The organism is Chryseobacterium sp. TB1-D10 (genome assembly GCF_059803555.1).
In genome coordinates this window covers 355,271-376,504 of record NZ_JAPFHB010000001.1, presented here as the reverse complement: position 1 = coordinate 376,504, position 21,234 = coordinate 355,271, and the positions used below count along the sequence as shown (strand labels likewise).

Annotated in this window: 15 protein-coding genes; 7 read left to right on the top strand and 8 right to left on the bottom strand. The window is 36.3% G+C overall.

What is annotated here, in order from left to right; translation table 11 throughout:
- Positions 1 to 3: 3 nt before the first annotated feature.
- The 7 genes from OPU68_RS01735 to OPU68_RS01705 all read right to left on the bottom strand — a co-directional run bounded on the left by OPU68_RS01735 (position 4) and on the right by OPU68_RS01705 (position 13,220).
- On the bottom strand, positions 4 to 1,560 hold the full coding sequence (locus OPU68_RS01735) for a DUF8728 domain-containing protein (protein WP_498472236.1): 1,557 nt from the start codon (positions 1,558 to 1,560) through the stop codon (positions 4 to 6).
- 40 nt (positions 1,561 to 1,600) lie between these two features.
- The gene (locus tag OPU68_RS01730; RefSeq protein WP_498472235.1) at positions 1,601 to 2,728 is read right to left on the bottom strand and encodes an EpsG family protein; all 1,128 of its coding nucleotides are present in this window, start codon (positions 2,726 to 2,728) and stop codon (positions 1,601 to 1,603) included.
- An 87-nt stretch (positions 2,729 to 2,815) separates the two neighbouring features.
- Positions 2,816 to 4,273 carry a hypothetical protein gene (locus OPU68_RS01725; protein ID WP_498472234.1) on the bottom strand — a complete coding sequence of 486 codons (1,458 nt, stop codon included), beginning with the start codon at positions 4,271 to 4,273 and terminating at the stop codon, positions 2,816 to 2,818.
- A 400-nt stretch (positions 4,274 to 4,673) separates the two neighbouring features.
- Complete coding sequence (locus OPU68_RS01720) at positions 4,674 to 9,104, bottom strand: PKD domain-containing protein (RefSeq protein WP_498472233.1); 4,431 nt, start codon at positions 9,102 to 9,104, stop codon at positions 4,674 to 4,676.
- A gap of 131 nt (positions 9,105 to 9,235) precedes the next feature.
- Positions 9,236 to 10,366, bottom strand: coding sequence for a glycosyltransferase (locus tag OPU68_RS01715; RefSeq protein WP_498472232.1), 1,131 nt, complete (start codon positions 10,364 to 10,366; stop codon positions 9,236 to 9,238).
- A gap of 21 nt (positions 10,367 to 10,387) precedes the next feature.
- Positions 10,388 to 11,737 (bottom strand): hypothetical protein, encoded by a 1,350-nt coding sequence (locus tag OPU68_RS01710; protein WP_498472231.1) that lies wholly within the window; start codon positions 11,735 to 11,737, stop codon positions 10,388 to 10,390.
- Between the two features lie 400 nt (positions 11,738 to 12,137).
- Entirely contained in the window at positions 12,138 to 13,220 is a 1,083-nt protein-coding gene (locus tag OPU68_RS01705; protein ID WP_498472230.1) for a glycoside hydrolase family protein, read from the bottom strand.
- 161 nt (positions 13,221 to 13,381) lie between these two features.
- On the opposite strand from OPU68_RS01705, the gene OPU68_RS01700 reads away from it, so the two are divergent.
- The 7 genes from OPU68_RS01700 to OPU68_RS01670 all read left to right on the top strand — a co-directional run bounded on the left by OPU68_RS01700 (position 13,382) and on the right by OPU68_RS01670 (position 18,518).
- A complete protein-coding gene (locus tag OPU68_RS01700) occupies positions 13,382 to 13,933 on the top strand; it encodes a DUF7010 family protein (RefSeq protein WP_498472228.1) in 552 nt (183 codons plus the stop codon).
- Between the two features lie 173 nt (positions 13,934 to 14,106).
- On the top strand, positions 14,107 to 14,586 hold the full coding sequence (locus OPU68_RS01695) for a hypothetical protein (protein ID WP_498472227.1): 480 nt from the start codon (positions 14,107 to 14,109) through the stop codon (positions 14,584 to 14,586).
- Between the two features lie 301 nt (positions 14,587 to 14,887).
- Entirely contained in the window at positions 14,888 to 15,295 is a 408-nt protein-coding gene (locus OPU68_RS01690; protein WP_498472226.1) for a retroviral-like aspartic protease family protein, read from the top strand.
- 120 nt (positions 15,296 to 15,415) lie between these two features.
- Complete coding sequence (locus tag OPU68_RS01685; RefSeq protein ID WP_498472225.1) at positions 15,416 to 16,453, top strand: DUF2971 domain-containing protein; 1,038 nt, start codon at positions 15,416 to 15,418, stop codon at positions 16,451 to 16,453.
- A 129-nt stretch (positions 16,454 to 16,582) separates the two neighbouring features.
- Complete coding sequence (locus OPU68_RS01680) at positions 16,583 to 16,891, top strand: hypothetical protein (protein ID WP_498472224.1); 309 nt, start codon at positions 16,583 to 16,585, stop codon at positions 16,889 to 16,891.
- Between the two features lie 24 nt (positions 16,892 to 16,915).
- Positions 16,916 to 17,836: an alpha/beta hydrolase family protein gene (locus tag OPU68_RS01675; protein ID WP_498472223.1), complete on the top strand. Its 921-nt coding sequence runs from the start codon at positions 16,916 to 16,918 to the stop codon at positions 17,834 to 17,836.
- Positions 17,837 to 18,107: 271 nt separating this feature from the next.
- Entirely contained in the window at positions 18,108 to 18,518 is a 411-nt protein-coding gene (locus tag OPU68_RS01670; RefSeq protein WP_498472222.1) for a VOC family protein, read from the top strand.
- 99 nt (positions 18,519 to 18,617) lie between these two features.
- On the opposite strand, the gene topA is transcribed toward OPU68_RS01670, so the two are convergent.
- The gene (gene topA / locus OPU68_RS01665; RefSeq protein ID WP_498472221.1) at positions 18,618 to 21,188 is read right to left on the bottom strand and encodes a type I DNA topoisomerase; all 2,571 of its coding nucleotides are present in this window, start codon (positions 21,186 to 21,188) and stop codon (positions 18,618 to 18,620) included.
- Between the last annotated feature and the right edge of the window lie 46 nt (positions 21,189 to 21,234).

The following is a 21,234-nucleotide window of genomic DNA, read 5'->3' as shown; positions in this document are numbered from 1 at the left end:
ATTCTATTTTATAATATTAATAATGACATCTTTTGGTGTTTCTTTGGAAAACTTCACCAATTGATTTCTAAGTTGATCTGCATTTTGTTTTTTAACGGAATAAAACGAAACCGTAGTTCCTCCAGCCATATACAGATCGGGAATGGTAAGCGTCCCGACTTTTGTGAAATAGTCCGGCATTTTGACCCAGTCTTCAAACACCATAGCAATCTCAAAACCCTGCAGCTTTGCCGTGTTGTAAATGTAAGCCTGAAGTTTTTTATTGTCTGTAAACTCGCCGTGATCTGCCTTCCTGAGCTTTGCCACTTCTATGCTTCCCAATCCGTACGTATCCAGAAGATGGATGTTGTTGAAATATGTAATCGCGCCGATGTCATTTGCTATAACTTTGGCATTTCTGTGATAGTTGTTGAGAAAATCTGCCAGCTGGATCTGTTGGTCGAAAATATTTTTGGACGCCATAGATTGAAATTTCAGCATCGGGACAAACCGCATAGAAAATGTAATTAATAACAAAATAATCATTGCAAATTTCAACACTTGGTTTCCGACTTTCTTTTGAAAAATTTCATCCGCAAAAGGTGCAATCGCAAACAGAATCACGACTACCAAATAAGCTTCATACCGAATGAGCCAACCAAAATTGGCAAACAAAAGATGAACTGCGAAGCCACAGAAAACGACAATTGGAATGGCGTTTTTAGAAATCCTGTCTGTAAAAGTTTTTTGACTTTTTGATTTGATGAAAATCTGGATAATTAAAATTAAGATTAATACCAAAACCGAAATTCCCCGATAGGCATTTCCCGCAACTCTTGTGAAGAATCCGACAATTCCGTCATTGGTATTGCCTTTTAGAATCAAAGAATTCGGAAGGAAAAACGATCCGTGGTCTACAGAAATCCAACCGTAAATCAAAACAGGTGTGATGGCAAACAATCCAAGCGCAACACTTTGGAAATATTCTTTCTTGATAAAAAAGAGATAAACGCAGATAAAAAAAACGAAGAACAAACTTTCGTACCGGAAACCCGTTGCCACAATCGCGAGCAAAGCCAAATTGGAAAAATTTCTCGGCGTCTGATCTTCCAGATATTTTTTGAAAGCCAATAAAGCCAGAACCATTGCCAATGTATGGAAAACATGCTCCATCCCTGTCATGATCATCAGATGCAAAGGCATTAATAAAACTATGGAAGACAGAAAAACAGTGTAAGTTAACTTTGAAAACTGCTTCAGATAATTGTGAGAAATCCAAATCAGAAAGATTCCTGCAATGCTATTGGCCACAAGTGGAAGATATTCCCAATTTCCGAAAACCTTGATCAGGACAGCTAATAAGAATGTGAAAAGCGGAGAAGACGTGGTAGAAGAAAACTCGTACTGCGTGATTCCCCAGACGTTGAATTCCGCAAAATTCTTCGCCATAGAAAGATGAATATAGGCATCATCCAGCGGATAAATGTAGCGTCCGGCGAAACCAGTCACAGATTGTATGTTGTAAAAAATCAATAAGCCTAGAATCAGGACTATTAATAAAAGGGTTAATTTTTTTTTCATCTTTAAAATAAAGTTTTCCAAATTTGCTTAGGCATTGATTTTAATAACTCCACAGGAAGTTCATATACGTTTCTGGCGTGAATCTCCCTGCCCTGCCCTGATAACTTGCAAAAACGAAATAATAGAAGATCATAAAAGAAACAAAAAATAAATGCCAGAATCTTTTGGTATTTACCTTTTCCATTCCGCTAATTATATTCGGAATTACCAGTGCAGCAAATCCTACATAAACGCCAACCAGCCGTGTGGAAAATACAGGATTGTCCCGGAAAATAAAATAGAGACACACACCAAAAACCAAAATATTCCGCAGATACTCATAGTACCAGACTGTTTTACTGGCCGTTTTATCATAAACTATCAGCAAAAAAGAATTGAGTATCATTGTGGCATCCATAAAACTGGAAGCTTTGTCTTCATAACCAATATATCCATTGTAACCGTTGGAAACCTCCTGAAGATTAAGACTACCGAGAAAGCCTGAAAACAAGTTATAAATCTGGAAAGGAGAAAGAATAACGCAGGTAATAATGGCATAGAAAATCCGGTTTGCATTCAGCGGAATCAGCACCAGCCAATAAGCAGGCAAAAAGATAACCGCAGACTTATGGAAGCCGTACGCTATATAAAGACAAAGAAGGTACCAGACCAATTTCCTTTCTTTGATAAATTGATACGAAAGGATACAAAATGACATCCCAAGCGCCTGTCTCATGTGACCACTATCTGCAATAAAATATCCGGGAATAAATAACAACAATGCCGAAAAAACAGGATATGGCGAATCTTTCCTGAATGTCCAAAGCTTTAAGCCTAATGTGATACAGGCACTTACAAATGTAAAAGACTGAAACGGACCGCCGAAGGAGAACACAAACTTGTTGAGCACTACATACATCCACTCAATATCCAAATCACTCTTCCTCATCAGCATTTTATCTACCAGTTCGGAATAGTCTATCGTAGGAAAATACAAAGTATAGAATGATCTGTAAATAGGGTAATCTGCACCAACATTGCCACGCATTCCCGATAACAATATCATAATAACGGCTACAAACCATATAGAAAATGACGATCCTTTGCCCTCTTTGCCGTACACATCCTGAAAACTAAATAAAATCAGTATCACAAAAAGAATGGTAAAAGCTGGATGAAGGATTGGCATTTGTATTTAGAAATAGTTTTTGTAAATGACAAATGTATTAAAAATCATTGTTAATCTTATTCTCTAAAATAATTAAAAGATTTCTTTCTATTTCTGCACGTCATCTTTATAAAGATTATTTTGAATTATTTCAAAAACTTTGTTCTTTTTCATTTCAATAAAATTTTCATCCATAATAACTGCGCCCTTAGGTTGGAATTTGATAACTTTTTTACAATTCGGCGAGATCTGCATTTCCCTATATGGTATATCATATTCATCTAATCTGTTTAGCGTGCTTTTAAATTCTTTTGCATCAATAAGAATTGTATTATTAGATTTTTTCAGAGATTCTAAAGTATAATAAATTTTTTGCGACTTATAGAAGTTAGCAATTGCTACTGCGCCTACAAACAAACTGACATTGACAATCAAGATAATATAAAGCACCGGAAGATACCTTATTTTGTTATGATTTATATCTAAAATCAACAACAGTAAAATTGGAATCAGGTAGAAATGAGGAATATACCTTACCCACCAGGGATCCGAAATTACTATTACCGAAATCAAAAGAGGTATTATTGACATTAATAATATTTTTTGAACAGCCTTGAGATTTTTAAGTTTCTTTAAATTGAACAAATAGAATAAGAAAAGTAATAATAAAAATCCACCATAAAAAACACCAAATCCGCCGATCATTATATCACTGTCAGCCAATCGTATTATTTCATCTTTGTGAATAGAAAAGGGTATTTTATATTCCAGTTTTTCAGTGTTTAACGATCCCGTTTTTGCAAAAAGAGTGATCGCCAGTTTTTCTAATCGATTATGATTATCAACAAAATCTCTAGGCGTTGTGAGATACATTATATCTACAGCTCCTTTTCCTAACAGCGGATAGAATAAATGTCTCCCACTCAGTAGATTATTGAGATAAGGATTGATAGTAACAGTTAATAAACAAAGTAATCCGACGCCTGCGGAATACAACAATTCAAAAAAACATTTCTTCTGTTTGATAACCAGGAGGATAATAAGTAATGAGACTGATATAAAAACTCCAAAAATCACTATCGAAGTGAATTTGATACTGCTTCCTAAAACCATACTTGCCACGAAAATGAACAGATAAATATTCTTTCTTTGCTTGAGATATAAAAATACAGAGCACATACAGCAAACCAAAAAAGAATATATAAGCGCATCTATATAATAAGTAAAGACTTGGGAAACCACCACAGGATTAAAAGCAACTAAAAAGGAATACAAAATTTTAAGTTTCTTCTTCAATCCTAATAATCCAAGTGCACAATAGCAGATAAAAAATGATGCAAACAATGCTATCCAATTTATACATTTGCCAATCTCGATTTGATTGGCAGACAAATAGATCAAGCTACTTAACGTTTCACCTCCTTTTGGATAATTATCTATCCAGAGCTTTCCAATTCTAGCATTAGATGAGGTGTATATAGGATTCCATCCATTCTTCAGCTGTATCATAGTTTCCTGATGATAATACTGCCCATCGTAAGAGTTGTCAAAAACAATCAAGCTCATAATGTAACAAAACATTAAAATCACAAATACAGTAAAAAGTGTAAGAGTATTGTTCCTGAAAACAATTAAAGTAATTAAAAGAGAAAGAGGATAATAAAATGCTTGTAAAGAAAAACCAAAAATAAAACCTGTGTTAGCTATTATTAGACCTAGAAATAAATGAAATATCAGAACAAAAGCAATAAAGCTTATGTCAATTTTCTGTAAAAAAGAATTCATTTGTGTTTTTGTTTTTTTGAATCGTACATCTCAAGAACTATACGACCATCATTTGTTGTGTGTTTTTATTTTCTTTGATGACTTTTCAATATTGATTCTATATTGCCTTGTTTTTAGTAAAAGAACAAAACTGAGAAGGCCGGACTTCGACCTTCTCAAAGTAGAAGAAATCAATTGATAATTAGTTTTTAATAATTTTGGCTATAGTCTCAAAACCATTTATCCTTATGAAATAAATTCCCATTGATAACGATGATAAAGAAGTTTTCTTATTTTCGAATGTCCCGGATCTTACCAATTTTCCAGATGTATCATAGATATCATATTGAAATACTCCATCTTTATTGATACTTAAAATATCATTTACCGGATTTGGGTAAAATTCAAGCATTTCCTTTTCTGAAGCATAGCTTTTTGCTTTGTTTGCTATAACAATTATTTTCACATTTGGAGTTTCAGGGATACTTCCTCTGTATATATCATTATGTTTCACACAGCGTACATTCATCGCAAGTGCAGGACTGTAAGCATATCCTGTTACCATTTCATAAACTCGCCCTATATAAAGTCCTGTGGCAAAACCTTGGAAATTAGAGTTTAATGATGCAGTCCAAGAACCAATATAGCCATAAGCGATTGCTGCCGGACCCAAGGCTGTAGGGTAGAAGCCTCTAATTCCTGTGAAAGGATAGTTACCAATTCTATATTTTGTATTCGGATTACCCATTATTTCGGCATTATCAAACTGAAGACCATACCTATTGTTTACAGATTGGGATCTGATAGCTTTACCATAATAAAAAGGAACTGTGGTTGCAGGATCCGAGGAAACAGGTTTTTTAAGTGTTTCGCGGATACCTAACGAATAATAAGTATAAATATCGGCATTTGAGTTCTTAAAATAACCATTATACCATGGAGAATTACCTTTCGTATACAACACTAAAGGATCACCATTTATATCTAAAGTACCTTTATCAAAACCATTGTTTACTGATTCCATGTCTGGTACTCGCCATCCGCTAGGACAAGGATCAAATGGAGATTTTTTAGTACCATGGCCCCATCTGTCTGACATTGCGTTTGGTTCATTTGATAACCAATCGTTACCATAAATAGAAGAATTTTGATCCTGATAAATAAAAGTTAAAGGATTTTTTATAGCATATTCTAAATTCTCTTTTATTTTTATGCTTTTATTTGTATTACTACTTGCAACGACACTATATGCCTTTGAATATATACTTGTGGCATAATTTTCCTCGCTGCTTATTAATGTTGTATATGAAGTTGGTGGTAAATTACCCATAGTGTCTGGGCCTGATTCATTTCTAAATATAGGAATATTAACAGCTGTCGGCACGTATGCTCCATTATTCCCATTATACCCCGGACTTCTAAAAGCAGGAATAGGATCTTTCCTTCCCCATTGATATTGCATACCCCCAGAATTTCTAATGGCTGCCATCATATTAACATCATTTTCAGGGCTAATACCTGCAATACTTGGTAAAGCATCTATAGCACCTAAATTTCTATCCATAAACTCTGTTGTTAATGGCGGCACACCAGAATTAGTCCAATTCACATAGTTTTCATTCGGCAAAAGTACATTTTCTGTTGTATAAGTAACACTAGAAGGTGTGGTATTCGAAACCCATAAATGCCAACTCCAGTATACAGGATTATTTACACTTCCTTTATGTAATGATATTAATGCATTTCCACTTTGATCTTTAGGAATTACAACCCATATTTTACCATCTTTTACATTTGCTAAGGAAGTAGGTGGATCTACAATTTGCAGATTAGAAACTAAAGAAGGATTTGTTGTCCAAAAAACATTTACTTTTAGATTATCAACAGAAAGATTCTGATCATTCATATATTGATTATGTACAGAAAATGCCTTACTAATAGGTATTTCAAGAATTCGATCTTGATTACTTTTAGTTAATAAGTAACTGTTCGGATTATCCAATCCTTCGATATAGGTTTTATAATATTGAGAATCATTCTCATCAAGCGAAAAATATTGAGTCTGAAAATCATAATTTTCAGCCAAAGGATCTTCCATACATCTGCATCCACCTGGAGCCATCGTATGAGTGGTAGCAACAGAAGGGTTGTAAGAATATAGTCCTTTTAATGTAGGATAATTAATCAGATCAGGCTGGCCATTCTGTCCTGGATCAGGAATTAGAGAAGTAAATCTCGCAAAGGGTGTATTAGGATTTGAATGCATTGTGGCAGACCACAAAACTGTTTCATGAACATCTTGAAATGTGGGACTAAACACACCTCCGGAATACAAGTTTATCTTCCCTGATCCAGGGAACACCCCCATGTTTTTACCATTTACATTAGATAAATCCATTCCTAATGAAGGATATACTTTAAGACCATTGGTATATGCAGATGATCCCATTGGTTTTAATATATTGTATTTACCACTCACGAAATCAGAAGTAGTTATTTCATAATCTACACCCCAAGGAGAGAAATTCATTTTATCTCCATTTGCTGATAAATCGGATGGTATTCGCCATCCATTCGGGCAAGGGTCATAAGAAGACTTTGTCTTATAACCTTTTCTACGAGAATAAAGCTCTGGATGAGCATCATTAATTCCTTTAGAATTATCAGACCAAAGATTGCTTGTAGAAGACCCATTAAACCAAGTCTTGGAAGAAGCATCAACTGTATTATAAACTGGTTTCAAAGGATTATTAACAGAATATCTAATATTATCAAGCATTGTTTTGGACATCGGACGATCATAGAAATAAGTAGCATAAGAAATAGCGTTACCTATATAAGAAGAATTACGATGCCTGTATGTTCCTAATGCTCCCGATATTTCGTAAAATGTACCGTCTTTATAAACTAAGGGAGGTAATGGGTCTTTTCTTCCCCACTGATACATTAATCCACCTGATTTATGCCAATCATCACCCAAAAACTTGCTACTTACAGCACCTAAATTTCTGTCCATATATTTTGGAGTAAAAGGAATAATATCATTATCACTTCCCTGACCACCCACAAATTCTAATTGCGTAGCTCCCCCTCCACTATGACCATAAGAAGTAGTTTGGCTGGCAGGATTATCAGTAACCCACACATGCCAACTCCAAACAACATTATCTTTTGCTGGGGATAAATTATTTCCGGATACTAAACCTATCACGGCATTTCCTTCTCCTTTTGATTTATCTATTACAACTTTAATCTTTGATAATTTTACATCAGTTGAATTTAACTCCAAATTTAAATTATAGTCATTTGGATCTAATGTTTTAATTAGTCCTGAAACATCTTCCCAAAGAACCTTTGCCGTTAAAGTGTTATTAAGTATATTACTGTTATTCAAATATCCATTTGCGTCCCACATCGAAAATGCCTTTTCTATAGGAATATATAACCCATCAACTTTTTCTCCTGACGGTAATAGACCATCTTTGTAAAATATATAACTATTCGGTGCCAATGTATAATCAGGCTTTGCGACCGTCTCTACATAATCATTGATCTTAAGAGATGATTGCATTCCATTTCCGTAATCAGCAATCAATTCCGAAGTATGAAACCCTTTATTACTAAAGGTAACAGACGGGTTTGCTAAATTTGAACTTATCACATTTGCACCATCTTGAAAATTCCAGCTGTAAGAAATAGGAGTTCCGGCGGATAAATTTTTAAACTGAATTGGATTACCATTACTGGCTACAAAAGAAGATGCTGAAAATTCCGCTCTTGGTGAGAGCGTAAAACTGCTTCCGAGATCAACCTGAGCGTTTACATCAACTGCTTGTCTTTGTCCTGCAGTATTGGTGTAAGCTTTTACTTTTATGAAATATTTTGCACCAGCTTCCAATGGATAATTAGAAACCAATGGATTCTGGCTGTTCAACCATCCATTGGTAGTTCCAAGCGTATTAGTAATCTGTGTTTCTGTCGTTGTATTATCAGGATTTACCTTTACCAGATAAGTCCAGCTTCTTATAAAAGAAAGACATCTCAAATTCAATACTGCTGTTGTAACATTTGAGGGAATATCAAAACTCTTGCTTACATAATAATGATTACCTGTTATTGTATTATTTCCTGTTATCCATCTACTTTCTAATAGCGCTGTGGTTATTTGTGCAAAAGACCATCCTGAAGCCATAAATCTTGTAACAGGAGTAGATGTAATATTATTTGGATCTGTATATGTCCAATCAGGATCAGAAACCCCAATATCACCCAGTAATGCACTGGTTGTATTATCATATCCTGTATTCAAAAAGATCTTTGAAGAATTTCCCGATGCAATTTTAAAAGTCCTGGTAGAAAGAGAACTTCCGCTGGCGTTGCTGACAGTTAATTTTGCAATGTAAGTTCCCGGCGACGAATAAGTAATGACTGGACTTCCACTTGTAGAAGTAGCTGGTAAGCCACCAGGAAATTCCCAGAAATAAGTCGTGGGATCATTTGTGCTCTCACTCAGAAAACTGACGACATTAGAACTTCCCGAAGAAGAATAGCTGGCAGAGAATTTGGAAATGGGCTTTTGTCCAAATAAGAATAGGACACAAAACAGCAGAACTGTAGTATAAATTTTCATCATTTGTTTGTTTTTGTAAATATAAAATAAAAAAACAAACAAAAAATAATTTTTTATACTTAATTAGAATTTAACTGTTTTGATCGAGAATTAGAAATAATATTTGGCTTTATAATCTGCACTGTTTTCAAATGCTATTTTAATAAAACATGCCATTCCTGAATGATCCTATCTTTTTTCCACTTTTCAGATTCAGAAAAGCTGGAACGCATCAGATCTGCTAATCCTGCCGGATTTCGCACAAGAAATTTCAACTTTTCTTTGAACTGTTCCTTATTTCTTAACGGAATCAGAAATCCGTTTTTTTCGTTCACTATTTCAGAAGGACCACTCGGGCAATCGTAGGCTATCAAAGCGTTGGAAGAAAACATCGCTTCTACCAAAACAACTCCAAAACCCTCTCTAAGGGATGTAAGACAGTTTATTTTGGATTTGGAAATGACAGCTCGCACGTTGTCAGAATCCAATTGTCCCAGAAGAAAAACATTCGATAACGCATTATCCTCAATATATTGCTTCAAAACAGGCATTTCCGGCCCATCTCCGATGATCTTCACTTGCCAGTCTGCTGGCAAATCAGCCTCCTTAATGATTTCCAAAAATTCTAAAACATTCTTGTCCTGATCCAGCCTTGCAATCATCGTAATCAGATTTTTTTTTGCCTCAGCAGTAACGAAATCCTGATTTTCAATATGACTGTCCATCATATTTCCAATAATATAAGTTTCAGGATTAATTGATTGATAATATCGGCCATCATCTTTATTCAGACAAATGACTTTTTGGAGATTTTTGTAATAAGGTTTCAATTTGTCCCAAAATGCGCCACCGACCATATGACTTGTATGTTCCCAGGCAATCGTTTTATGATTCACTCCTTTATTAACAGCCAATGCACAGGACAATTTATACCAGCAGGAGATGATCCGGTCATACTTTGTGTGATTTTTCTTCAGCCAATTATTCATCAATATCGTTACACCAAGCTGATAGATATAGGCATTGATGTTATTGAGTTTCGGAATGAATCGCAAATATTCCTTATTGAATTTGCAAACCTGAAACGTCCAGAACGAGAAAGAATCCACATAATGTTTTTTCACCCTAATATCGAGTGGATAAAAATCTTCGTGCTTAGCCATTAGAAAGAGAATATCAACCTCGTAGCCTTCATTTACCAATTCATTGGCAAGATTGACCAATACTTTTGCAACGCCGCCAGCTTTTATGTTTTGATAATAAACAAAGAGAATTTTTCTTTTCATACAATTGGAATATTTAAATTCTTACCAATAAAAATTCCCAATCATCTGCATTCCAAACGTCTGAAACAAACAGAGATAGAATAAAATCCTGAACTGATCCGAATTAATATCTTTCAGCAATATCAAAAAATAAGGCACCAAAAACAGACAGGCTCTCGCTGTTTCGCCTGTGCCGTAAGCACCAGTCAGAAGCATTGCTGAAATTGCCGAAATAGCAGAGAAAAACAAAATATTTAAATTTCTGTTTTCAAATACTTCTGTTTCATTTTTCTTAGAAAAGAAAACAGCTAAAAACCCGAAAGACAGAAAAAGAAGAATCTCGCCCACATCTTCCAGCCTGGTCATCAGATAAACAAATGGCTGATGCAAAAGCCTGAAACCATCCGGATTCTCGGAATGTGAAGCTTGTAGGAAGGTTTCTAAATGATTGTAGCCTGTGGTTGAATAAATAATCAAAAAGATTAATACATACAAGACCGTCGCCATTAGACTCAGCCAGACAAAATTCCATTTTCCTTTCAACAGAAAATAGAAACTGAAACAGCCCAAAAATGCAAACAGAAACAAGCCGGAAAATGTGATCAGATTGGTAAAGATGAATCCTAAACTGATTAACAGAAAGGAAACCGCATCAATTTTATTTAGATTAAAAATTCTTGCAAATCCTAAGAGAACAATCAAAGTCGAAGTCAAAACCAAAGAATCTATGGAAACCAGAAGATATATATTCACAGAAGGAATTACTGCAAACAAAAGCAGCATCCACTTTCTTCTTTTCTCCTCGAAACCGAGATAAACCAGAATCTGATAAAATATAGGAAAAGACAAACAGCCAATTGCAAAGAATACAATTGCCAAAGTTTCGATATTAGAAATATTCAAAATCCAAAAGTGCAGAAGCGTCACAAATGGCGGATGCGTCTTGGTGTGCAGCTGGAAATGTTCAAGATTTTTAGTGAAATCCCGCAGCCAAATACTCCCATCAGTAATATTTATCGCATCTGCATAATATTGCCTTCCTTTCAGATAAAAGGGTTGCAGAAAAGCCGTATCGAAATCTCCCTGACTCAGATTTCCTAAAACCACCAGAACGACGGCAATCAAAAACAGAAGATAAACATTCAGTTTTTCCGAATATCTGAAAGCGAAGATGCCGCTAAGTAAAAATAGAAATGCGAACACAAATCCGCTCCACAAAAACTGATTGGGATAGATGACGGAGATCGGAAAAAGAATTCCGGTTCCTGTAAAACCACCTTGATTCTGGTAATAGAAATTAGCACCGGCAATGCCGATCCAGATAAAGACAGCAACAAAAAAAACGATCCATGGAAAAGTCTTCCAGTTTGTCCATTGTAATTTTTCGCCCATTCAAAAATGTGTTTTGGTTTTAGAATGGTCAAAAATATTAATAAAACTTTAGAAAGTCTTTAGTTTTTTATGATTGTCCTGATTTTTGCTAAAAGGCTTCGACTATGCTCAATATAAACTACGTCGAAGTGCCGTGATCACTATCCAAATTTTCAAACAATGACAAATCGTCGATCTATGACAAATCCCATAGCCCTGATTGCAACGGCATCCTTTTGTGATGAGGTACGAAGAGCAAAAGATATAGTGGAAAGCAGATTCCCGGCTGCTGATCTAAAATCAAGTATTTGATAATTAATACTAAGAAGATTACTCTCGCAGATTTTGCTGATCAAGCAGATCTGAAGAGAGGATTTTGATCTGCAAAATCTTTAAAATCTGCGAGAACAAAAACACTGTGCTAAATAATCTCAAACACAAAAGTGGTAGAAGTCTCAAACTTCCCGCCCTGTGTAGCTCCGAACAAGAACTGAGGTCTTTTCCCATCCTTACTCATCAGCAGCATCGGGCGCTCCAGCCTTCCGAATCTGTTGAGGTTTTTGGGCGGTGCAGGTTCTGTGATGTAATGTTTCATTTCCAGGTAAGCGATCTCCGGTTTTGTCCATTGGATGCCGTCTTTTGTGGTCAAGTGAAGTCCATATTCGTGGTTGTAGAATCCCATATCGCGGGCGATCATGTGGAATTTACCGTTCTGTTTCCAGATGAATGCGTCTTCCAGTTGGGCATTGTTTGGTAAGGATGAAAAATCGATGACGGGATTTTCTGAGACTTTGGTATAAGGTCCCATTGGCGAATCGGCTTTTGCCAATCCGTATTTCCGGTTGCCACGGACGGGGCCTTTCTGGGTTTCATATTCGTGGGTGTTCCAGGATTTGTAGAACAGCCAATATTTGCCGTCGTTGCCTTTCACGAAAGCAGGATTGGTGGTGCAATGGTCGTCCCATGCGCCCTCTTTTCCGGGAAGCAGCAAGGGCTTATCAGGCCTTGTCCAATCGCCGTCCAGCGTTTTGGAAGTGGCGAGTCCGATTCTTTTGGTGTTGGTTTTCCCGTTGGAATTTCCCATAAAAAAAAGATAATATTGGTCATCTACTTTTTTAATTAATGGATTGTGGCAAGTCGTGGCGTCCCAAAACCCTTCACCTCTTGGTGCCAGAATGACTTGCTTGTGCTGAAACTCGGTGAAGGGTGAATCGGCTTCTGCCCTGCAAATCTCGGAACCGTTGAGCCAGCCGCCCATTCCTTTTTCTTTCTTCCATCGGGAATAGAAAAGGTGGACTTTCCCATCGTCGCCCCAAATCGGGGAACTGCACCAGATGTAGAAACCTTCCAGAGAAAACTGCCTCCCAATGGGTTTTAGATTGAAGTAAGGCTTCTCAGAAAAATCAAAGGCTTTGGTAAATGAAGTCCCAAAAACCAAGGCAGCGGCTCCTAATGCTGAGGTCTGTAAAAAATCTTTGCGTGTGAAGTGTCTGGGCTTATTCATAATTCTGATTTACAGCTAAAGTAATGGATGTCGTTCTAAATAGTATCCTGCGGTTTCGGTTTGACTTAATTCCTTGAAAATTAAACTATTGATCTGATATAATAGTATAATTGTTATATTTATGATATTATTAATGAGGTCACGAAATTAATTTAAACATTATGACAGAAAATCAAAGAACACTTGAGCAGCAAAAAAATGAATTCAAACAAAAGAAACTTTTGGCTTCTCCGATTGCCGGTTTAATTGCCTGGCTGGCAGTAGCTGTTTCAGGACTTTTTTTCTCCGATAACGTTACGGTTTGGGTCTTATTTGTCGCAACAGGCTCGATCGTTTATCTCGCGATGGGCATTTCAAAACTGACAGGCGAAGACTATCTGGACAAAAGCAAACCAAAAAATACTTTCGACAATTTGTTTTTTCTTACAGTAGCGCAATCGGTTTTAGTGTATTCAATTGCCATCCCCTTTTTTATGGAAAACTACACTTCCCTTCCTTTAACTGTCGGTATTTTGACCGGACTGATGTGGCTTCCGCTAAGCTGGATCATAGATCATTGGGTCGGGATATTTCATTCGGTGGTGAGGACGGTTTCAATCTTGCTGCTTTGGTATTTGTTTCCGTCAGATAGATTTGTTTCCATTCCGATAGCGATTGTGATCATTTATGCTGTGTCCATTGTGATTTTGAAAAACAGAAAAATTGATATTTAAGACAGAGCTCAATCTCAAGTCGCAAATTTTTGGCCTATTTTAAATTTAATTTTTTGATTTTAAGATATTTGTTCACAATATTCAGTAAATCAATAAAAAATTAACTTATGTAAACATATTGTATATTATAATTTATTAGTTTTATCCAATTAATAAATTAAAATTCACAAACGATGAGTACAAAAAATCAAATCAGCATCGACATCCCTCAATCTGTTATAGACCAAGTAACAGAAAATCTACAAAACTCCAGAACATTGCTTGCCCCTTACCTACAGGCTCTTGCACCAGGAGAGAAAAAGTCAATTTTCAAAATGGGAGACAAAACGGTGGCGACAGTTCAGAAAGTGGAAGATTACACAGAAACCAATCCTGAATTTGCCCCAAGTTATATGGACAAGCCGGAGTTCGTAAAAGATGTATCCGTAGTCACAGACCTTTCTCCCCTTCGCAATCTGGCTACCCAACTGGCTTCTGACCTTAGTGATACCATTACCATTGCCGGCAACGAGGCATTATTGGCTGCACTACTCTACTACGGCTCAGTAAAAGAAGCTTCCAGTAAAGGCGTAGCGGCGGCAACCCCAATCTACGAAGACCTCAGCGCAAGATTTGCAAGAAAAGGCTACAAAAAGAAACCTGACACAGAGTAAGATCTTGTTTCCCCGATCCTAACGAGAGGAAAACATCTCTCCAAATTACCCAAACGACTCTTTTCACTCATCAACGAGTATAAAAGAGTCGTTTTTGAGTATAAAAGACTCAAATTCCAGTATAAAAGACTCAACGACGAGTAAAAAAGACTCGAATTTCAGTATAAAAGACTCGTTTTTGAGTCTCGGAGACTGGATGACGAGTGTAAAAGACTGGTTTGTGAGTGTTTTTGGGTGGAGTGGGAATTGTGGGTATATTTGGGTTTACATTAAATAAAAAAGATAACTTTTGTTTATGATAATGAGAAATGAACCATTTCAATTAGGGATTACCTTACAAGGACTAGTCTTACCAACAGAAAAACCTATTATAGATTTGTGGATTGAACCTTTACAGAAATTTGTACCAGCGCTCTTAGATACAGGAGCAACACAGTATTCAATAGAAAACGAATTAGCAATTGCGCTAAATTTAGAAAAGAGAAAGAATGAGAGAGTTGCGTATATAGCTCTGAATGAATTGACCGAAGTAAATGTTTACAGTATGGAATTCCGATTAGCTGGAATGATGGATTATAGAATCACAGAAAATTTCCATAGCATTCCATTCAATTTTATGTATAAAGTTATTATTGGAACTGATTTTCTCAAACGATGTAAATCATTCCATATTGATTACATAAATAAGATTTGGAAAATAGAACTGTAAAAAATAAAAGGCGCTATATCATGGACCTGCAATCTATAACTTCATTTTAATAAAAATATAAAGTGCAATATGAAATACCATAAAGTAATTATTAGAGTAACACATAAATTATTTTAACAAATGAAAGTTTATAAATACAGAAGTAATGATGAAAAATTTTTAAAGCGTGATATAAGTACATTTTCACAAAATAAATTTCATGCTTCTACTTTTGAAGATTTAAATGACCCTTTCGAAGCAAACTTCAACGAATCTATCACTGAATCTGCTAATCTTTTAGAAACAGTATTTAATACAAGTGCTGAAGATATTCGAAAAAATTTCAACAAAATCCTTCACTACAAAGATAAATTGGGAATATTTTCCCTTTCCAAATCAGTTTTAAGCGAACAGATGTGGGCTCATTATTCTAATTCTAACTATGGTTATTGTATTGAATACGATTTTGATAAAATCATTGAAAGAAATCAGGATTATGACTTAGCTTTTGATTTAGATCTTAATTATAAAGATATTTTACCAGTAATAACAATTGAAGATATCAGAGGTAATAAAATGGCTACGAAAATGTTTGGAACTAAAAAAGAGTTTTGGTCATATGAAAAGGAAATAAGATTAGTCTTTGATTCTTCATCTTTAAAATCACATCAAGAATCAGCAATCACGGGTATTTATTTTGGTTATAAAGCTGACCAAATTTTAATCGAAACATTCAAAGATAAATTTAAGAATAGAGATATTACTTTTTATCAAATGAAACCAAACAGAAAATCCAATTTTTTAGAATATAAAGAACTTTTCAAGTCTAGTAGAAAATTGAAATTTAGTGTCGAAAAATTCAATTTTGAATTACTTAAATCAAAAAATAATTCAGCGGTTAATAATTATTACATCTATTTGAAAGACAATTACACAAAAATCGAAATGAAAGAATTATGTATGGCATTTATAGAGAAATATAGTTACAAGCCATCAAATCTATATCTCTTGAATTCCAAATCTAATCAAACAATTGAACTAATCGACAAGTACCCAAAATCCGATGAACAATATGTTATTTGGGCTGAGACTGTTATTGCAGAATTTCCCTATGATTGCGACCAAGAAATATTTCTTGATCCTTATAAAGATTTGTATTATAAAAAACTCAAATCGTAGAATAAAATCGAACTAAAAAACAAATAACTAAATCAAATGAAAACAATAAACAAACCAGCCATCCTTAGAACCACCACAAACCTCCCTCCGATGTTGCGGATTTGCAATCCGTGACTTAATTTTATTATTATGGGATATAAAAGTGTTTGTTTGGATTGTCATAAATCCTTTAGTCTTGGAACTGATTTTGAAAATTTAAGAGAATCAGCTTGTCCTCAATGCGGACAAAAAATGGTTTTATTAAATCACAAATTCAGACCTCCAAAATTAGAAAGCAAAGAGTGGGAAGTAGTAAAACTACTTGTTGAAAATGGATTTAAGTATCAACAAATACTTTCAAAACATGATAATGGAAATTCATACTATGCTGTAGATTATCCTTTAACGCTGAAAGAGGCAAAAGAATTTATTATTACTTACAAAAGTCAAGCAATCTAGAAAAACAATTAAACTAAACCTAAAATGAAAACTATAAATATGACTATCTTAAAAAATTATGCAAGCACAAAAAAACTTTACAGAAACCTTCTGCTATTATTCCTTTTTACAACTATCACTCAGGCATTAGCAACTCCCCCAACCTTTACCACCAAAAATATAAAATTCCTAAGCCAGGGCGACTCGCTTGCCGGAACTATTTATAAGCCTGATCATATTTCTGCGGCGGTTGTCATCATTCACGGATCGGGACAGGAAAAAAGGATGACAGAATTTGCGACAATGTTGGCTAACAATGGGATTGCAGTTTTCACATATGACAAACGGGGCGTCGGAGAATCTGGCGGTACCTATGCAGGACCGGAAGTAGGCACCAATAATGTGGACGCCGCCAATCTCAATCTGCTGTCTCTGGATGCGAGCGCCGCAGTGGATGTCTTGTCCAAATATCTGTCAAACAAGAAAATCCCAGTAGGTCTTACGGGTGGAAGCCAGGCCGGATGGATCATTCCGCTGACGGCAGAGAAGAATAAGAAAGTCAAATTTATGGCGATCTTCAGTGGCGCACTCATCACAGTGAAGGAACAGCTGAGGTTTCAGTTTTACACCAACGGCAATTCAAAATTCTGGGATACGCACACAGAAGAAGATGCCCGCAAACACACAATGACCGACCCGGACAAATACGAGTTCACCGACACAGACCCAATGGATGCGCTTTCCAAATTGTCAATCCCGGGACTGTGGATCTTTGGCGGTAAAGATATCCAGGTTCTCGTGAATCTATCTATTGAAAAACTCAACACTTTAAAGTCCAAAGGCAAACCTTATGAGCATAAACTGTTCCCGGCATTAGGCCATAATACGGCGTTCTCGAATGATGAAAAGCCGGTGAAGGAGATGATTGAGTGGATGAAGAGTGTGAAAAAATTTAAAAATAAATGATGTTTTGGAGTTTCAAATTTTGGCTTTATTAGTAAAAAAACGCAGGTTACTTATACGATTTCACACGAATTCAGCTATCTTAATTATTATAACTCTGTCATTCTGAATGTAACGCAGTGAAATGAAGAAGCTAAGCTATACACGAGATTCTTCCTTCGTCAGAGTGACAAATAGCGTAAAATTATATGTAGTCATCAAAACATATTCTAACTGACATACTCTTGTCATAATGTGACCTTACTTTTGTACCAGATAATTTAAAACAAATAAAATGGGTACTACAAATTTAATATCAATAAGAATTATTACCGCTGACATCAAGCGATTAGTTCTGTTCCTTGAAGCAGCAACAGGCTCAGCAGCCAGATGGTCGACTGATGATTTTGCAGAGATCACGTCAAAATCTTTCACATTAGCAATCGGTAGTACGCGTACATTGGCTTTTTTTGGAGAAGGAATTGCTGAGCCTGCGACAAATAAAAGTGTTATCATAGAATTCCTTGTTGATGATGTAGATGTTGAGTATCTAAAAATTAAGGATTTAACAAATGACATTGTTCAGGAACCAACTACAATGCCTTGGGGTAATCGTTCTTTGTTGTTTCGTGATCCGGATGGGAATTTAATTAATTTTTTTACACCTATAAGTGACGAAGCAAAAAAGAAATTTTCGGTCAGTTAAGCCTAATTGAAGAATAAATCTCCCGGAAGTTTTTCACAAACAAAAACAAAACACCTTTTGAAGATTTCAAAAGGTGTTTTATATTAAGTCTAAAAACTCTTATTTCTTAGCAGCAGGTTTCTTCGCCGGTGCTTTCTTTGCAGCAGGCTTTTTCGCTGTCGTAGCTTTTTTGGCTGCTGGTTTCTTTTTCTCAACGAAGGCTTTTGGGTCTTGCGCCGTGATCCATTTTTTCACCTCATCTAATGAAACATCTTTCAAATCTTCTGCTTCATATTTGGTGTCGTCCTTCTTTTTCGGGATCTTGTGGATGTTCTTTCCGTGTTTCACGATCGGTCCCCATCTCGCATTTTCGATGGAGATCTTTTCTGCTTCCCAATGCTGGATGTATCGGTTGGCCTCTTTCTCCAGTTTCGCATCGATCAGTTCATTGATGTCGCTTTGAGACAGATTATCGAAGTTATAACGTTTCGGAACGTTGATGAAGATACTTTGATATTTGATAAACGGTCCGAATCTTCCGGTTCCTTTCGTCACTGGTTCACCTTTGTAGCTTGCGATTGGCGCATCTGCCACTTTCTTTTCGTTGATGATTTCCTCTGCACGGTTTTGATCTACAGAGAGCGGGTCTTCACCTTTCGGGATGCTGATATAGGTCTCGCCCCATTTCACATAAGGTCCGAATCTTCCAACACCGACAGCAACGGGTTGTCCGTCCACTTCTTTCAAATCAAAAGGCAGTCTGAACACTTCCAGAGCGTCTTCCAAAGTGATTGTTGCGATATTCTGATGTGCCATCAATGAAGCGAAAATTGGCTTCTCCTCGTCATCCTGTTCACCAATCTGGATCATCGGTCCGAATCTTCCGATTCTTGCGTGAACGTTTTTACCGGATTTTGGATCGACTCCTAAGATTCTTTCGCCATTCGCGCGGTCTGCATTTTCCTCAACATCTTCTATCCTTGGATGGAATTTGGAGTAGAAATCCGTCATCATTTCTTTCCATTTCTGATCGCCGCTTGCAATGTGGTCAAAACTTTCCTCAACCTTTGCTGTAAATCCGTAATCCAGGATCTCCGCAAAATTGTTGGTCAGGAAATCATTCACAACTTCACCAATATCGGTTGGGATAAATTTGTTTTTATCACCACCAAATTTCTCTTCAAGCACTTCTTTTTTTACACCGGATTTGCCCAATGTCATTTTTACGATCTCTCTTGTTTGTGGCTCGAGTTCTCGTTTATCCACATAGCCACGATTCTGAATCGTCTGAATTGTTGGGGCATAAGTCGATGGACGACCAATTCCCAACTCTTCCAGTTTCTTCACCAAACCAGCCTCCGTAAATCTTGCAGATGGTCTTGTAAATTTTTCTGTCGCAGTAATTTTTTTATAATCTAAAGCTTCGCCAATGGAAACTTTCGGTAACAATTTTTCGTTGCTTTCGTCATCTTCGTCCTCCGTTTTCACGATGCCATAAGCTTTAAGGAAACCATCGAAGATAATCACTTCACCTTGTGCTTCGAAATGTTGTGGCAACTTGGAATTTCCAATTTCGATCACAGTTTTCTCAATTTTCGCATTCTCCATTTGAGAAGCCAGAGTTCGTCTGTAAATTAATTGGTATAATTTATTCAACTGCACATCACCAATGGATTTCAAAGCGAAATCTGTCGGACGGATCGCCTCGTGAGCTTCCTGTGCAGAAGATGATTTTGTGGTGTAATTTCTTGGTTTGGAATAATTCTCACCATATTCTGAAATGATCTGCGCTTTCGCACCGTTGATCGCTTCCTGAGAAAGATTCACAGAATCTGTTCTCATATAAGTAATGAATCCTTCCTCATAAAGTCTCTGCGCCAAACGCATCGTAGAAGTTACGTTATATCCAAGTCTTGAAGATGCTTCCTGTTGTAAAGTAGAAGTTGTGAACGGCGCAGAAGCTGTTCTTGTCCCTGGTTTGGTTTCTACATTCAGAACTTTGAAGTCTGTAGTTTTTGCCAGATTAAGAAAGTTCTCTGCATCAGCTTCTTTCTCGAAATCTTTTTTCAATTTCGCCAGGATTTCCTGCTGAGCATTATTAAGGAAAATCCCTTCCAATTTGAAACTAGGTTTCGGTATAAACTCACGGATTTCTTTTTCCCTTTCTACAACCAATCTTACAGCAACGGATTGTACACGTCCTGCGGAAAGTCCGGTTTTCACTTTTTTCCAAAGTACCGGTGACATTTCGAAACCTACGATTCTGTCCAGAACTCGTCTTGCTTGTTGTGCATTGACCAAATTCTGGTCGATATCTCTCGGATTATCAATCGCTTTCAGGATCGCATTTTTGGTGATCTCGTGGAAAACGATTCTTTTTCTGTTTTCGGGTTTTAATTTTAATTCATCTGCCAAATGCCAGGCAATCGCTTCTCCTTCGCGGTCCTCATCGGACGCCAGCCAAACCATATCGGCTTTTTTCACAGAAGCCTTTAATTCTGCCACCAATTTTTTCTTATCAGCAGACACTTCATAATCGGGCGTGAAGCTTGCAAGGTCTATTCCCATTCCTTTTTTAGGCAAATCGCGGATATGTCCAAAGCTGGATTTCACCTCAAAATCACTACCCAGATATTTCTGGATTGTTTTTGCTTTTGCTGGTGATTCGACGATTACTAAATTCTTTGGCATACTGGAAAATTTTTGCAAAAGTAGAGGTTTTTTTTTATACCACTCA

Coding starts and splice junctions, on each gene's coding strand:
- OPU68_RS01730 (WP_498472235.1), bottom strand. CDS start 2,728: ATGCCAATCCTTCATCCAGCTTTTACCATTCTTTTTGTGATACTGATT.
- OPU68_RS01675 (WP_498472223.1), top strand. CDS start 16,916: ATGAAAACTATAAATATGACTATCTTAAAAAATTATGCAAGCACAAAA.
- OPU68_RS01700 (WP_498472228.1), top strand. CDS start 13,382: ATGACAGAAAATCAAAGAACACTTGAGCAGCAAAAAAATGAATTCAAA.
- OPU68_RS01680 (WP_498472224.1), top strand. CDS start 16,583: ATGGGATATAAAAGTGTTTGTTTGGATTGTCATAAATCCTTTAGTCTT.
- OPU68_RS01685 (WP_498472225.1), top strand. CDS start 15,416: ATGAAAGTTTATAAATACAGAAGTAATGATGAAAAATTTTTAAAGCGT.
- OPU68_RS01715 (WP_498472232.1), bottom strand. CDS start 10,366: ATGAAAAGAAAAATTCTCTTTGTTTATTATCAAAACATAAAAGCTGGC.
- OPU68_RS01670 (WP_498472222.1), top strand. CDS start 18,108: ATGGGTACTACAAATTTAATATCAATAAGAATTATTACCGCTGACATC.
- OPU68_RS01705 (WP_498472230.1), bottom strand. CDS start 13,220: ATGAATAAGCCCAGACACTTCACACGCAAAGATTTTTTACAGACCTCA.
- OPU68_RS01710 (WP_498472231.1), bottom strand. CDS start 11,737: ATGGGCGAAAAATTACAATGGACAAACTGGAAGACTTTTCCATGGATC.
- OPU68_RS01725 (WP_498472234.1), bottom strand. CDS start 4,273: ATGAGCTTGATTGTTTTTGACAACTCTTACGATGGGCAGTATTATCAT.
- OPU68_RS01690 (WP_498472226.1), top strand. CDS start 14,888: ATGAGAAATGAACCATTTCAATTAGGGATTACCTTACAAGGACTAGTC.
- OPU68_RS01735 (WP_498472236.1), bottom strand. CDS start 1,560: ATGAAAAAAAAATTAACCCTTTTATTAATAGTCCTGATTCTAGGCTTA.
- topA (WP_498472221.1), bottom strand. CDS start 21,188: ATGCCAAAGAATTTAGTAATCGTCGAATCACCAGCAAAAGCAAAAACA.
- OPU68_RS01695 (WP_498472227.1), top strand. CDS start 14,107: ATGAGTACAAAAAATCAAATCAGCATCGACATCCCTCAATCTGTTATA.
- OPU68_RS01720 (WP_498472233.1), bottom strand. CDS start 9,104: ATGATGAAAATTTATACTACAGTTCTGCTGTTTTGTGTCCTATTCTTA.